Origin of the sequence: Flavobacterium sp. UBA4197, assembly GCF_002379575.1 — a bacterium.
Taxonomy (GTDB): Bacteria; Bacteroidota; Bacteroidia; order Flavobacteriales; family Flavobacteriaceae; genus Flavobacterium; species Flavobacterium inviolabile.
On sequence record NZ_DFUB01000015.1, the window covers coordinates 345042 to 358693 of the forward strand.

The 13652-nt window shown below is 41.0% G+C and carries 13 protein-coding genes; 4 read left to right on the top strand and 9 right to left on the bottom strand.

Features of this window, described 5'->3' with window-relative positions:
* Window positions 1–3: 3 nt before the first annotated feature.
* The gene (locus B3394_RS09090; protein WP_286915425.1) at window positions 4–819 is read right to left on the bottom strand and encodes a 2,3,4,5-tetrahydropyridine-2,6-dicarboxylate N-succinyltransferase; all 816 of its coding nucleotides are present in this window, start codon (window positions 817–819) and stop codon (window positions 4–6) included.
* Window positions 820–950: 131 nt separating this feature from the next.
* On the opposite strand from B3394_RS09090, the gene B3394_RS09095 reads away from it, so the two are divergent.
* The 3 genes from B3394_RS09095 to guaB all read left to right on the top strand — a co-directional run bounded on the left by B3394_RS09095 (window position 951) and on the right by guaB (window position 4631).
* On the top strand, window positions 951–1970 hold the full coding sequence (locus tag B3394_RS09095; RefSeq protein WP_286915426.1) for a quinone-dependent dihydroorotate dehydrogenase: 1020 nt from the start codon (window positions 951–953) through the stop codon (window positions 1968–1970).
* A 202-nt stretch (window positions 1971–2172) separates the two neighbouring features.
* Entirely contained in the window at window positions 2173–3036 is an 864-nt protein-coding gene (locus tag B3394_RS09100; RefSeq protein WP_177735486.1) for a hydroxymethylglutaryl-CoA lyase, read from the top strand.
* A gap of 122 nt (window positions 3037–3158) precedes the next feature.
* A complete protein-coding gene (guaB, locus tag B3394_RS09105; RefSeq protein ID WP_177735484.1) occupies window positions 3159–4631 on the top strand; it encodes an IMP dehydrogenase in 1473 nt (490 codons plus the stop codon).
* Between the two features lie 58 nt (window positions 4632–4689).
* Here the strand turns inward: guaB and B3394_RS09110 are convergent, their stop codons facing one another.
* The 5 genes from B3394_RS09110 to B3394_RS09130 all read right to left on the bottom strand — a co-directional run bounded on the left by B3394_RS09110 (window position 4690) and on the right by B3394_RS09130 (window position 10552).
* Complete coding sequence (locus tag B3394_RS09110) at window positions 4690–6930, bottom strand: cation:proton antiporter (RefSeq protein ID WP_273243604.1); 2241 nt, start codon at window positions 6928–6930, stop codon at window positions 4690–4692.
* Window positions 6931–7120: 190 nt separating this feature from the next.
* On the bottom strand, window positions 7121–8464 hold the full coding sequence (gene purB, locus B3394_RS09115; RefSeq protein WP_177735480.1) for an adenylosuccinate lyase: 1344 nt from the start codon (window positions 8462–8464) through the stop codon (window positions 7121–7123).
* Window positions 8465–8531: 67 nt separating this feature from the next.
* Window positions 8532–9233: an SIR2 family NAD-dependent protein deacylase gene (locus tag B3394_RS09120; protein ID WP_177735478.1), complete on the bottom strand. Its 702-nt coding sequence runs from the start codon at window positions 9231–9233 to the stop codon at window positions 8532–8534.
* Window positions 9234–10022 carry an anti-sigma factor gene (locus tag B3394_RS09125; protein WP_286915432.1) on the bottom strand — a complete coding sequence of 263 codons (789 nt, stop codon included), beginning with the start codon at window positions 10020–10022 and terminating at the stop codon, window positions 9234–9236.
* Window positions 10022–10552 carry an RNA polymerase sigma factor gene (locus B3394_RS09130; RefSeq protein WP_273243600.1) on the bottom strand — a complete coding sequence of 177 codons (531 nt, stop codon included), beginning with the start codon at window positions 10550–10552 and terminating at the stop codon, window positions 10022–10024. Before B3394_RS09130 ends, B3394_RS09125 begins: the two co-directional genes overlap by 1 nt.
* A 59-nt stretch (window positions 10553–10611) precedes the next feature.
* Between B3394_RS09130 and B3394_RS09135 the strand changes: the two genes are divergently transcribed.
* Window positions 10612–11280: a TrmH family RNA methyltransferase gene (locus B3394_RS09135; RefSeq protein WP_286915436.1), complete on the top strand. Its 669-nt coding sequence runs from the start codon at window positions 10612–10614 to the stop codon at window positions 11278–11280.
* 30 nt (window positions 11281–11310) lie between these two features.
* On the opposite strand, the gene B3394_RS09140 is transcribed toward B3394_RS09135, so the two are convergent.
* From B3394_RS09140 to B3394_RS09150, 3 genes are read right to left on the bottom strand one after another with little or no spacing between them, the layout of a single operon-like run.
* Complete coding sequence (locus B3394_RS09140; protein ID WP_286915442.1) at window positions 11311–12180, bottom strand: YARHG domain-containing protein; 870 nt, start codon at window positions 12178–12180, stop codon at window positions 11311–11313.
* Entirely contained in the window at window positions 12177–12824 is a 648-nt protein-coding gene (locus B3394_RS09145) for a DUF2306 domain-containing protein (RefSeq protein WP_246297006.1), read from the bottom strand. Before B3394_RS09145 ends, B3394_RS09140 begins: the two co-directional genes overlap by 4 nt.
* An 18-nt stretch (window positions 12825–12842) precedes the next feature.
* Window positions 12843–13604, bottom strand: a complete 762-nt coding sequence (locus B3394_RS09150; protein ID WP_177735466.1) for a carboxypeptidase-like regulatory domain-containing protein — start codon at window positions 13602–13604, stop codon at window positions 12843–12845.
* Window positions 13605–13652: the final 48 nt, after the last annotated feature.

Here is a 13652-nt window from a genome sequence, read left to right on the forward strand (position 1 = left end):
TCATTATATAGCAACGTCGTACTCTCTAAGGGCGTTGTTCAATGATGTTTTTAAATCTGTTGAAGGTTTTCTTGTTCCGATGATTAAAGCGCAGGGAACCTGGTATTCGCCGGCGGCAAATTTTTTGGTATAACTACCCGGAATCACAACCGAACGCGCCGGAACCACACCTTTCATTTCTACGGGTGTTTCACCGGTAACATCGATAATTTTGGTAGATGCTGTCAGGCATACGTTAGCGCCTAATACCGCTTCTTTTTCCACGCGAACGCCTTCTACAACAATACATCTGGAGCCGATAAAAGCACCGTCTTCAATGATTACCGGAGCTGCCTGTAACGGTTCCAATACACCGCCAATACCAACACCGCCGCTCAGGTGGACGTGTTTCCCTATTTGGGCACAGCTTCCAACGGTTGCCCAGGTATCTACCATCGTTCCTTCATCTACATAAGCACCGATATTAACATAACTCGGCATTAAAATAACACCACTGGAAATATAGGCACCGTGTCTGGCTACGGCATTCGGAACCACACGGATTCCTTTTTCGGCATACCCTCTTTTTAAAGGCATTTTGTCGTGATATTCAAATATTCCTGCCTCCAAAGTCTCCATTTTCTGGATCGGGAAGTACATTACTACAGCTTTTTTTACCCACTCGTTTACCTGCCATCCGTCCGTTACAGGCTCGGCAACTCGTAGTTTTCCGGAATCCAGTAATTCGATAACTTCCCGGATAGCGTTGGTGGTTTTTTCTTCCTGTAATAACGCACGGTTTTCCCATGCTTGCTCAATTATAGACTGTAAGGCATTCATAAAATTCGATTTTTAGCAAATATAGTCCCATTCTTTTTAAAATAAAATAGAAAGCCATAGTTTTTGAAGCCGTCGTTTAATTTCTTGTGCATCGCAAATATTTTCTATTTTTGCACAACAACACAACACTTATGTACAAATCAATTATCAGACCTGTTCTTTTCTGTTTCGATCCGGAAAAGATTCATCATTTTACCTTTTCAGCAATACGTTTTGCTAATAAAATCCCTGGCTTTCCGTCCATAATGAAATCCCTTTACGGGGTAAATGACCCGCGGCTTGAACGGGAAGTATTCGGCTTAAAATTCAAAAACCCGGTAGGGCTGGCAGCAGGATTTGATAAAGATGCCCGGTTGTATAAAGAACTTTCCGGTTTAGGATTCGGTTTTATCGAAATCGGTACGTTAACACCTAAAGCACAGGACGGAAATCCGAAAAAACGATTGTTCCGTTTGCAGGGCGACAGTGCGCTGATTAACAGAATGGGATTTAATAATGGCGGTGTTCTGGAAGCGGTTGAAAGACTGAAAAAAAACAATGGGGTACTGATAGGCGGGAATATCGGAAAAAATAAGATCACGCCTAATGAAGAAGCCACAAGCGATTATGAAATCTGCTTTGATGCCTTATTCGATTATGTTGATTACTTTGTGGTTAATGTGAGTTCTCCCAATACACCCAATCTGAGAGCGTTGCAGGATAAAGAACCGCTGACCAATTTGTTACAGACACTGCAAAACAAAAACCTGACGAAAGTAAAACCGAAGCCTGTTTTGCTGAAAATAGCACCGGATTTAACAAACGATCAGTTACTGGATATTATTGATATTGTTAAGGTAACACAGATTGCCGGCGTTATCGCGACCAATACGACCATATCGCGTGACGGCCTGGTTTCTGAAAACAAAACCGAAACCGGCGGACTTTCCGGTAAGCCGTTAACGCAACGAGCGACCGAAGTGATTCGCTTTCTTTCGGAAAAAAGCGGAAAAGCCTTCCCGATTATCGGAGTAGGAGGAATCCATTCTGCCGAAGATGCCCTGGAAAAACTGAATGCAGGAGCCAGTCTGGTGCAATTGTATACCGGATTTATCTATGAAGGCCCGGCGCTGATAAAAGCGATAAACAAAAAAATACTAAATCAGCAATAATCCTGGATTGAAATATTTAAGGGTTAACGATTAAGGGTAAACCTTGATATGTTAAACTTTGTGGTGCTGTAAAAATTCAAAGCGGCTAACCGGCTGAACGTGATTGTTTTGGATGCGGATGCTTAACAAAAGCAGCCGCAAACCATTCCGGAAGCATGGTCTTATTTGAAAATTGTCAACTTTCCACTATCTTTGAAACATTATGGAACACGTTAAAATCATAGAATGTCCGCGAGATGCCATGCAGGGTATTAAAGAGTTTATTCCTACAGAAAAGAAGGTACAGTACATACAATCCCTGTTGCGTGTGGGTTTTGACACCATCGATTTTGGAAGTTTTGTTTCGGCTAAGGCAATTCCGCAAATGCAGGATACTGCCGAAGTTTTAGCAAAACTGGACTTGTCGCAGACAAAAAGTAAATTACTGGCCATAATAGCAAATACACAGGGAGCGGTAAATGCCTCCCAATTTCCGGAAATCAAATATCTGGGATTCCCTTTTTCGATATCGGAGAACTTCCAGATGCGGAATACGCATAAAACCATAGCAGAATCGTTAGTGACCCTGCAGGAGATTCTGGATATTGCCAAAGCTACCAATAAGGAAGTAGTGGCCTATTTATCAATGGGATTCGGCAATCCTTACGGTGATCCGTGGAATGTGGAAATCGTTGGCGAATGGACGGAAAAATTGTCGGATATGGGCGTGAAAATCCTTTCGCTTTCGGATACGGTAGGTTCTTCCACACCGGATGTGATTTCTTATTTGTTTTCCAACCTGATCCCAAAATACCCGCATATCGAATTTGGTGCACACCTGCATACCACTCCCGATAAATGGTTTGAAAAAGTAGATGCGGCTTACAAAGCCGGCTGCAGAAGATTCGATGGTGCCATCCAGGGATTCGGCGGCTGCCCGATGGCAAAAGACGATTTAACCGGAAACATGCCTACAGAAAAGATGCTTTCCTATTTCACTTCTCAAAAAGCAGATACAGGACTAAGTCCGATGAGTTTTGAGAGTGCTTATAATGAAGCTTTGAAAATTTTCACCGTTTATCATTAATTCTTTTAAGCGTATACATTTTTTTTAGAAAAACAGCTTGTTTTTTTAATATTTCGTTAAAACCATTTTATCAAAAAGGATAAATGTGTTATATTTGCATGCAATTCAACTACAAATTGCAAATGAAAGCACACACAGCTAAAATTATCGGGGAAGGTCTAACCTACGATGATGTTCTACTAGTTCCAAATTATTCAGAAATACTTCCCAGAGAAGTAAGTATCAAAACGAGATTTTCAAAAAACATCACTTTAAACGTTCCTGTTGTTTCCGCAGCGATGGATACGGTTACCGAAAGTGCAATGGCTATTGCTATGGCACAGGAAGGCGGTATTGGTGTTTTGCATAAAAATATGACCATTGAGCAGCAGGCTGGTGAAGTTCGTAAAGTAAAACGTGCCGAATCAGGAATGATTATCGATCCGGTTACTTTACCACTTAATGCGACTGTAGGTGATGCTAAACTGGCAATGCGTGAATTCAGTATCGGCGGAATTCCGGTTGTAGATGACAATCAGATTTTAAAAGGAATTGTTACCAATCGCGATTTGCGTTTTGAAAAAGACAATGCCCGTTCCATTATTGAGGTAATGACTTCTCAGAATCTGGTAACGGCTGGCGAAGGAACAACGTTAGCAACTGCAGAAGAAATTTTACAGGCCAATAAAATCGAAAAACTACCGGTAGTTAACAAAGACAATAAATTAGTCGGTTTAATTACTTTCAGAGATATTACAAAATTAACGCAAAAACCTAATGCAAATAAAGACAAGTTCGGGCGATTAAGAGTTGCGGCTGCTTTAGGCGTTACGGCAGATGCGGTGGACAGAGCTACGGCTTTGGTTAATGCCGGTGTGGATGCGGTGATTATCGATACAGCACACGGGCATACAAAAGGAGTGGTTGATGTTTTAAAATTAGTAAAACAAAAATTCCCGGAACTGGATGTTGTTGTAGGTAATATTGCAACACCGGAAGCGGCTTTATATTTAGCCCAAAATGGTGCCGATGCTGTAAAAGTAGGTATCGGACCGGGTTCTATCTGTACTACCCGTGTGGTTGCAGGTGTTGGATTCCCTCAGTTTTCGGCGGTTTTAGAAGTAGCTGCTGCTTTAAAAGGAACCGGTGTTCCGGTTATTGCCGATGGCGGTATCCGTTATACAGGTGATATTCCGAAAGCAATTGCTGCCGGTGCCGACTGTGTAATGCTGGGATCGCTTTTAGCAGGAACAAAAGAATCACCGGGTGAAACCATTATTTTTGAAGGAAGAAAATTCAAGTCATATAGAGGAATGGGATCGGTTGAAGCGATGAAGGAAGGTTCTAAAGACCGTTATTTCCAGGATGTGGAAGACGATGTTAAGAAATTAGTACCGGAAGGAATCGTTGGACGTGTACCATACAAAGGAGAGTTGAACGAAAGCATGCTTCAGTTTGTAGGCGGACTTCGTGCCGGTATGGGATATTGTGGTGCTAAAGACATTGCAACGCTGCAGGAAACCGGAAGATTTGTGAGAATTACAGCCAGCGGAATCGGGGAAAGTCATCCGCATAATGTAACCATTACAAAAGAAGCTCCTAACTATTCCAGATAATATTTACAGGACATAAAAAAAAGACCGTTTCAATTTTGAAACGGTCTTTTTTTTGGCATTAGTTTTTAAAGAAAGAGGATAATAGTTTTTTATCGCCCACTAACCATAAAATATCATTCTTTTCCAGCACTAAATGCGATTCCGGATTTAAGATACGTTCGCCGTTGCGTTCGATACCCACAACCAGACCGCCGGTTTTTTCCCGCAATTGCGATTCGCGGATGCTTTTCCCGATAAAATCTTCGTTATTAAGCTCATATTGCTGTAAAACAATTTGGGCATCGGCTACCGTTTCCGGTACTTCAATTTCGTTCTGGTCCAGATAGGCTTTAAAGTTCTGCACCTGATCGTCCGTTCCGATCACACAAATCTCATCTCCGGGGAATAAACGTTCCGTCCGGGTTGGTATATTGATCATGATTTCCCCACGCTTAATAAAGGCGATATTAACGCCTAATTTTTCACGTACTTTCAAGTCCTGTAATTTCTTACCGGCAAGGTTGGATTCTTTGGCAATTTCAAAATTTGCCATGTGACCATCCCAGGGAGTTAAATCGTCTCTTGTTTTCTGTGCTCTGGCGATTTCTCGGTCATTGAAATTCTTAAGGAAGTGATTTTCTATTTTTTCATATTGGGCGTGCAGCTTTTTAGGGAAAATAAAATACGATGCCGTTGCGATAATTAAGGCTAAAAAGGCTACTATGGGTGAGAAGAAGTTGTTTAGTAAAAACCCGATAAAGAACAAGGCAAGTCCCATACGGGTTAAGATCAGCATGATTAGCGGGCCACGGTATTTGCGTTCTTTACGCAGTTCATCCATTGCTTTTTCGGCAACTCTTCTCAGTGAAAGCGCCCATAGGAAAGGGGCTATGATCACTAAGGTAATCAGCGCGGCAACGGCATTACCAAATTTGGAATCGGCTACCAGCGGTGAAATATACCTGTCCGATAAGAGTATAATCGCGATGATAATTACCGAGTTGATAACAATCTGTGTCAGTTTTGCTTTTAATACAATCTGCCAGTTGCTGGTCGCTTTAATCGACTGGGAGTTTGTACTGTACGTATCAATGGCTGTAACCCACTTTTGAGGCAGTATCTTTTCCAGTTTTTCATAAACGGGAAGCGACATTTTAATCATGAACGGTGTGGTAAATGTGGTTACGGCAGAAACCGCTACCACTATAGGATAAAGGAAATCGCTGGTTACTTTTAAGGTCATACCCAAAGTAGCAATAATAAAGGAGAACTCCCCGATTTGCGCCAAGCTCATACCGGCCTGTACCGATTGTTTTAACGGTTGCCCGGAAATTAAGGCTCCGGCAGCGGTACTGATGGTTTTTCCAAAGATTGTAATTAAGGTTATCAGGAATACCGGTAAGGCATATTCCACAAGTGTATCCGGATTGATTAACATTCCTACCGATACGAAGAACACGGCACCAAACAGGTCTTTTACCGGTTTGATCAGGTGTTCGATTCTTTCGGCCTGAGTGGTTTCGGCAATGATGGAACCCATGATAAAAGCACCCAAAGCAGGAGAAAATCCGGCATTTGTTGCTAAAATAACCATCATTAAACACAAAGCTAACGAGATGATTAACAGGGTTTCTTCGTTTAGTAAATTCTTTGCTTTTTTTAATAAAGTAGGAATGAAGAAGATTCCGCCTACAAACCATAAGATTAAGAAGAATAAGAGCTTTAAAACGGACTCAAACAACTCTCCTCCGGAAAATTGCTGGCTTACCGCAATGGTCGATAATAGAACCATCAGTAAGATGGCAACGATGTCTTCTACAATTAAAGCGCCAAATACAATTCCGGCATATTTTTTTCCTTTGACATTCAGTTCGTCAAAAGCCCTGAGGATAATGGTGGTGGATGACATGGATAATATGGCTCCCAAAAAGATACTGTCCATTTGGGACCAGCCCATCCATTGTCCGGACAGGTAACCCACAAAAATCATCGAGATGATCTGAACTATGGCGGTTATCGAGGCGGTGCCGCCCACTTTCATCAGTTTTTTAAAGCTAAATTCAAGACCAAGACTGAACAGCAGGAAGATTACCCCGATTTCTGCCCAGACTTCAACGCTTTTGATGTCGGTTATGGAAGGGAAGAAGTCAAAGTTATTTCCGGCTAAAAAACCTGCAACTAAATATCCTAAAACAAGGGGCTGTCTGATCTTTTTAAATAATAAAACCGATACTCCGGCTGTCATTAAGATTAATCCCAAATCACTGATTAAAGGATATAAATGGTGTGAGGCATTAGTTACTGTTTCGGCTGTTAGCATAGGCTTTTTTATAGGGATTTTACGATTTGTGTAAGTTATAAAATAATGCGTATTTATGAAAGTAACCGGGGTTAATATACTGTCATTTTAAGATAAATTTATAATATAAAAGCAAGAAATCCCGTCAGTGGAAAATTATTTTCCGCTGACGGGATTTTGGAGTACTTTTTAAAAGTTACCGGATCCGGGATTAAATTCCCAGGTAATTGCTTGGTGTGATTTTTAAAAGCTCTGCTTTAATAGTATCAGAAACATTCAGCGTACCGATGAAATTATGAATCGCTTCTTTGTTGATTACGGTATTGGTTCGCGTTAAATCTTTTAAAGCTTCATAAGGATTCGGGTAGGCTTCACGTCTTAAGATTGTCTGTATTGCTTCGGCAACAACAGCCCAGTTTTTCTCTAAATCTTCTTCGAATTTATCTGCATTTAAAAGCAATTTGTTTAATCCTTTTAAGGTCGCTTCAAATCCGATGATGGTATGTCCGATCGGTACACCAACATTTCTCAAAACGGTACTGTCGGTTAAATCACGCTGTAATCTTGATAACGGAAGTTTTGCAGAAAGGTGCTCGAAAATAGCATTGGCAATTCCTAAATTTCCTTCCGAGTTTTCAAAATCAATCGGGTTTACTTTATGTGGCATAGCAGAAGAACCAATTTCTCCGGCTTTGATTTTTTGTTTGAAATAATCCATTGAAACATAAGTCCAGATATCTCTGTCCAGATCAATAAGGATCGTATTGATACGTTTTAAAGCGTCAAAAAATGCAGCAAAGTGGTCGTAATGCTCAATCTGGGTAGTAGGGAAGGAATGGTGTAATCCCAAAGCTTCTTCTACAAAATTATTCCCGAATTTTCGCCAGTCGATAGCCGGGTAAGCCACAACATGTGCATTATAGTTTCCGGTTGCGCCTCCAAATTTAGCCGCAAAAGGAACGTTGAACAACAAACGCATCTGCTCTTCCAGACGCTCTACAAAAACACCGATTTCTTTGCCCAAACGGGTTGGAGAAGCCGGTTGTCCGTGTGTACGTGCCAGCATTGGAACGTCTTTCCACTCGATGCTTAATTCTTTTAATCGGGAAACAACACTAATCAGTGACGGTACATATACCTTTTCGAACGCTTCTTTAGTCGATAAAGGAATAGCGGTGTTGTTGATATCCTGTGAAGTCAGTCCGAAATGGATGAATTCTTTGTATTGCTGCAATCCCAGTTTGTCAAAAGCCGCTTTTATAAAGTATTCTACAGCTTTTACATCGTGATTGGTGGTTTTTTCGGTTTCTTTAATCCAAAGTGCCTCTTCAGTAGAAAAATCCTCATAGATTTTACGCAGGTCGCCAAACAGGTTTTTATCCACGTTAGCCAGCTGCGGTAAAGGCAACTCACAAAGTGCAATAAAATATTCCACTTCTACCAATACGCGGTATTTGATTAAAGCTTCTTCAGAAAAATAATGAGATAAGGAAACGGTTTTGTTTCTATAACGTCCATCTATTGGCGATATAGCACTAAGTTCGGTTAAATGCATTTGTTGTTGTGTTATTTTCTAATAACCGCAAAGATAAGCTTTTACAAAAACTTCTGGAAAAACATTTTTAAATCTTTTTGAGTGCACTTAAAAGCTCGTCCTGAAGCACTTTCATCCCTTCGGAACCGGATAGCGGAATTACTTTCAGCGGATTGCTGAGGCTGCCGATCGAAGCCGGTTTCGGGTCGATATAATAAACGGGAGTGGTATTCCGGGTGTAATGCATCAGCCCTGCGGCTGGATAAACCTGTAATGAAGTCCCGATAACCAGTAAGTAATCGGCCTGTTCAACGATTGGAACGGCGGTTTCGATGGCCGGTACTTCTTCTCCGAACCACACGATATGCGGTCGCAGCTGATTGCCTTCCGGATCGGTATCACCGATATTCAGATCGGTTTTCCAGTCCAGGATGTAATCGGGATTCCGGGTACTGCTCACTTTGAACAGTTCGCCATGAAGATGCAATACGTTTGTACTGCCGGCACGTTCGTGAAGGTCGTCTACGTTTTGAGTAATAATGTGTACCTCAAATTCCTGTTCTAATGCGGCAAGAATCTGGTGGGCTGTATTGGGCTGCACCGCTAAAAGCTGTGCCCTGCGTTTGTTGTAGAAATCTAAAACAAGTGTTTTGTTTTTTGCCCAGCCAATAGGGGACGCCACTTCCATGATGTCGTGTCCTTCCCATAGACCGTCGGCATCGCGAAAAGTTTTAATTCCGCTTTCTGCGCTGATTCCGGCACCGGAAAGAACCACCAGTTTCTTTTTCATTTATACTTTTCCTAAGGTGTACAATTGTTCTAATGTTGGCGAAGCACTACCGCCGGCTGGTTCTAACGTGATACCAAAAGCTTCGGCCTCGGCTGCATTGTCAACTTTGTATATTTTTGAGTTCCCTACAATTCCGGTTTGCTCTAATAATCCGATGCTGGTTGGCGTTAAAGGATTCAGTTTTAATGCCCAAACCTGGTAAACCATTCCTTTAGGCGGTTCCGGTAAACCGGCAGCATCTACATATACGGCCTGATTTTCTTTGTTCCAGTACACTTTTGCTTTGGCTTCCGGTGCTGCTGTTTGACCGGCAAGTGCCACTACGGTGTTTTTATCGTCCCGGATAAGGTTTAAAACGGTTTCGGTGGCTTTATTCTTTTCTTCCAGGGTAACGACTGATTTCTGTAACGACTGATTCTCCTTTTTGCTGTCTTTCAGTAAAATATCCCTTTGATTCATTTCAAAGTATAAAAATCCGGCTCCTAACAGTAATACGATGGAAGCGGCCCAGCCCAGATATTGTGTCCAGGCCGATTTTGGTTTCAGGGTCACAACAGCGGCTTCTCTTTCTAAAAGCTGTTCCCTGATGGTGTTGAAGTTGTCCAACGACAAATTAGGGGCAACACTATACGATAAATTGATTACGGCTTGTTCGATACTTTCAATTTCCTGTTTTACTTCCGGAAATTCATTTGCCATTTCCTGAACATTACGGTTTTCTTCTTCGGATAATTTTCCGAAAACGTACAATTCAAGGGTTCCAGACGCTATATATTCTCTCGTGTTCATTATACTCCAAGTAAGTTTCTTAATTCATTAATACAATTTCTGTTCTGCGTTTTAACCGTACCCAAAGGTATTTCCAGTTCTTCGGATGCTTCCTGCTGGGTGTAGCCTTTAAAAAACAGCAAATCAATCAGCTGGATGCATTTTGGCTTTAGTTTTTTGACAAACTCCTGAATTCCAATAGTATCAATTTTGTTATTTGTTTTCGAACTGTCATCGAGTATATGTACGAAATTGTCAGAAGATAAGTTTTTCTGATTATTGTTAAAGTTTTTAGAACGTAATTTGTCGATAGCGGTATTACGGGCTATGTTGAGAATCCAGGTGAAAAAACGCCCTTTACTTTCATTATAGCTGTCCATATTTTTCCAGATCTTCACAAAGGTTTCCTGAAGGACATCTTCTGCCTCTTCCCGGTCTTTTATCAGATTATAAATGATGCCGTAGAGACTTTTGGCATACATATCATACAAAAGAGTGAACGCTTTGTCGTCTTTTTTGTAGATTTGTGGCAATAATTCTTCTTGAGTCATAGGAGCAAATTAACTCCGACTAAGTTAATAAACAAAATTTATAATCACACCCTTTTTTAATGGAATCTCTTTTTTTAGATACAGCATATCTGGCCTACCTCGAAAATTTCATGACAGAAAACCGTAAGGATGGCTTTGTTAAAGTTTTGGAAAACAGAACCAAGCATTTTACTGTGGCTGTAGAAGACCTGTTCCAGCTGCACAATACGAGTGCTGTAATGAGAAGTTGTGAAGTGTTTGGTATTCAGGAATTAAACGTGGTAGAACAGCGTTTTGGAAAGAAAATTGACAAGGAAATTGCGATGGGCGCCGAAAAGTGGGTGGATATTCACCGTTTTAATTCGAATCAGGATTGTATTGACAACCTGAAAGCACGCGGTTATCAGATTATTGCCACGACACCTCACGATGATGATTGTTTGCTGGAAGATTTTGATATTACAAAACCGTCGGCTATTTTTTTTGGAACGGAACGGCTTGGATTATCGGAAGAAGTTATGCAGCAGGCAGATGGCTATCTTAAAATTCCAATGGTTGGTTTTACGGAAAGCCTGAACATCTCCGTTTCGGCGGCGATTATCCTTCAGAATATATCTACGCGATTGCGGAAATCGGATATTGACTGGAAGCTGACGGAAGTCGAAGTTTTGGAAAAGAGAATCGACTGGGCCCGGAAATCCATCAAGGATATTGATTTTATTACCCGGAAATACCTGGAGAAACAATAAAAAAGGAGGACATTAATTCCTCCTTTTTTACTATCTGCCAAAAGTATCGTAATTGTCTTCGGCATATTTTTCAAAGCGTTTTAACGAAACGATATTTTCTTTTTCCAGTGCCGTCAGTTCGTTGTCGACATTCTCGGATACCGGAATATACCATTCCACCGGATCAAAAAACTGGCGGATGCTTTTTTTCTTAAAAGTATAACCGTGACGCGCATAAATGGTATTGCGGATGATTTCCAGATCCAGCTTTTTCAGGTTTTTCAAATCGTTATCGCTTAGCTTTTGTGTTGAAGCGTTAAGAATGGTGATGTTTTCGGATGCCTGCCGGTAATAATCTTCCGGATAGGTTTCTTCTTCATCGGTTACCTGAATCGTTTTCGGATTGTACCAATCAATGTATTCCTCTTCGTCCGGCAGCATTAATTTCGGGTCGTATACAAATTGCTTTTTGGTCAGTTTAAAACTTCTTTTGGTAACATTCAGTTTTTTGTCGTTTGCCGTCCAGGTTCCGGTGAGTGTATCGTTTGCAATGGTAAATGCAAAGGAGCCGTCATATTTGTGGTCTCCCGGTTCTTCAAGGCTGAAAGAAAACGTATTGCCGTTTTGGGTCAGGGTTCCGATCAGCGGACGGTTGTTTCCGGCAACCACACTTTGTCCGATAACCTGATCCGGTGTGATTTTTTTAAGGATAATGTTAATCTTGTTGGTCGGTGAAAATTCTTCCGGGTTGTTTTGTTCTTCTGGAATAAAATCGCCCACCCACGAGCCGTACAGTTCCGTGTTGGTTTCTTTTACGACTTCGTTTGAAGCGGTCTTTTCTATGGAATTCTCAACTTTCTTTTCTTTGGAATTACAGGCGGTTATGATTATTGTAAGTGCTAAAAAAATAAATTTCTTCATGTTTTACGTTTTTTAGATTGAATATACCATTCGATGAGCAATATGTTAGGAATCCATCCCAGCCAGGCAATTACCTGATACACTTCCATAGGATTGGGCTGGAAAAGAAAAACCAGAATCACTTTCCATAGTCGTAAAGTTATGGCAGAAAATGCTAAAGCAAAACTTCTGAGCATAAAATTCTGATGGGCAATGCGATTCTTTTTATAGATCTGTAAAATGCCCAGCAGGGTGAAGCTAAACCATAGTGTGCCTAAAAGGATAAAGGATACTTTGGCTGAAAATCCGCCATTGGCATGATAGCCTATAAACAATCCGGAAGGAGCGGCACAAAATAAAACGGTATACACGTATATTTTTCCAAAGAGCCGGTGGACTTTCGGGTAGCGCTTTAAAAGGGTATCGTTAAATTGTGTAAAACCAGCTATTAATACAAAAATAGCGCTGTAAACATGCAGGTAAAACAACGGCAGGTAGCCGGAAACACTTGTTACTTCGTGTTGTTTGATCTGTAAAAAGGCGCTGTCAGACCGGTAAGGAATATACCGGAGAGTGATGTCCAGCATCAGGTAAAAGAACCCACAAAAAACAACCAGCCAAAGCCATTTCCAATAGTTAAATGCTTTAGTGATTTTTTGCTCCATATTGCGGTAAAGCGTGTTTTATTTTCTTTTCAGGATCTTGTAGTCTTCATAACAACTGCTGATGGCTTCCATGATCTGGAGGTCATTTGCGGTTTGTATAAACGTTTCGGAATAGTTGCAACGCTGTAAAATTTCACCTATTTCTTTAACATCAATACCTAAAAGTGCGGCTAGCGTTTCTTTGTCAAACTTCGATGCCAGCAGGTTTTTGATCACATCATCCTTTTTCATTTCCTTAAGCTTGTTCATTTCTTTCGGTTTCTTTCCGAAGAAATTGTACAGTAAATCGGCAGGATTGAACAGGGAGCCTAAAACGCGGCTGATTTTGTTTGGAGAGTGATCTCCGGCTTCATATCCGTACGGAAGACCGGAAATAGGGTAACGGAAATTCTCGTTGAGCGGAAGTATTTTGGTGTCGACTTCCAGATATCCGGTTAAGATGTATTTGTTGATGATAACTTCTTCCAGAGCATACGCTTTTTCGGTAAGTCTGATTTTTGTGTTTTTATTTTTAAGCCAGTCGTTGGTTACCCGGACCTTAATGGATTCAAAACCCAGGAACGAAAAGTGAAGGGTATCGTTAGCTTTTGCTTCGATGGTAAATTCACCATGACCGTTAGATGTAGTTCCTTTAACGGTATTGATATTCACAACATTTACGTTGCTTTTAGGAAGTAAAGTCGTAGCATTCACGACAATTCCGGAAACAGTTGTTGGTGTTTCCTGTGCTTGTACTACCAGTGAAAGTAGTGAAAATAAAAAAACTGCAAAAAATCTCATACGGGTCATTAGATTGGTCTAAAAGTAAGGGATATTTTGCAGTTTCTA

Coding starts and splice junctions, on each gene's coding strand:
- B3394_RS09100 (WP_177735486.1), top strand. CDS start 2,173: ATGGAACACGTTAAAATCATAGAATGTCCGCGAGATGCCATGCAGGGT.
- B3394_RS09090 (WP_286915425.1), bottom strand. CDS start 819: ATGAATGCCTTACAGTCTATAATTGAGCAAGCATGGGAAAACCGTGCG.
- B3394_RS09095 (WP_286915426.1), top strand. CDS start 951: ATGTACAAATCAATTATCAGACCTGTTCTTTTCTGTTTCGATCCGGAA.
- B3394_RS09120 (WP_177735478.1), bottom strand. CDS start 9,233: ATGAAAAAGAAACTGGTGGTTCTTTCCGGTGCCGGAATCAGCGCAGAA.
- B3394_RS09135 (WP_286915436.1), top strand. CDS start 10,612: ATGGAATCTCTTTTTTTAGATACAGCATATCTGGCCTACCTCGAAAAT.
- purB (WP_177735480.1), bottom strand. CDS start 8,464: ATGCATTTAACCGAACTTAGTGCTATATCGCCAATAGATGGACGTTAT.
- B3394_RS09110 (WP_273243604.1), bottom strand. CDS start 6,930: ATGCTAACAGCCGAAACAGTAACTAATGCCTCACACCATTTATATCCT.
- B3394_RS09130 (WP_273243600.1), bottom strand. CDS start 10,552: ATGACTCAAGAAGAATTATTGCCACAAATCTACAAAAAAGACGACAAA.
- B3394_RS09125 (WP_286915432.1), bottom strand. CDS start 10,022: ATGAACACGAGAGAATATATAGCGTCTGGAACCCTTGAATTGTACGTT.
- B3394_RS09140 (WP_286915442.1), bottom strand. CDS start 12,180: ATGAAGAAATTTATTTTTTTAGCACTTACAATAATCATAACCGCCTGT.
- B3394_RS09145 (WP_246297006.1), bottom strand. CDS start 12,824: ATGGAGCAAAAAATCACTAAAGCATTTAACTATTGGAAATGGCTTTGG.
- guaB (WP_177735484.1), top strand. CDS start 3,159: ATGAAAGCACACACAGCTAAAATTATCGGGGAAGGTCTAACCTACGAT.
- B3394_RS09150 (WP_177735466.1), bottom strand. CDS start 13,604: ATGAGATTTTTTGCAGTTTTTTTATTTTCACTACTTTCACTGGTAGTA.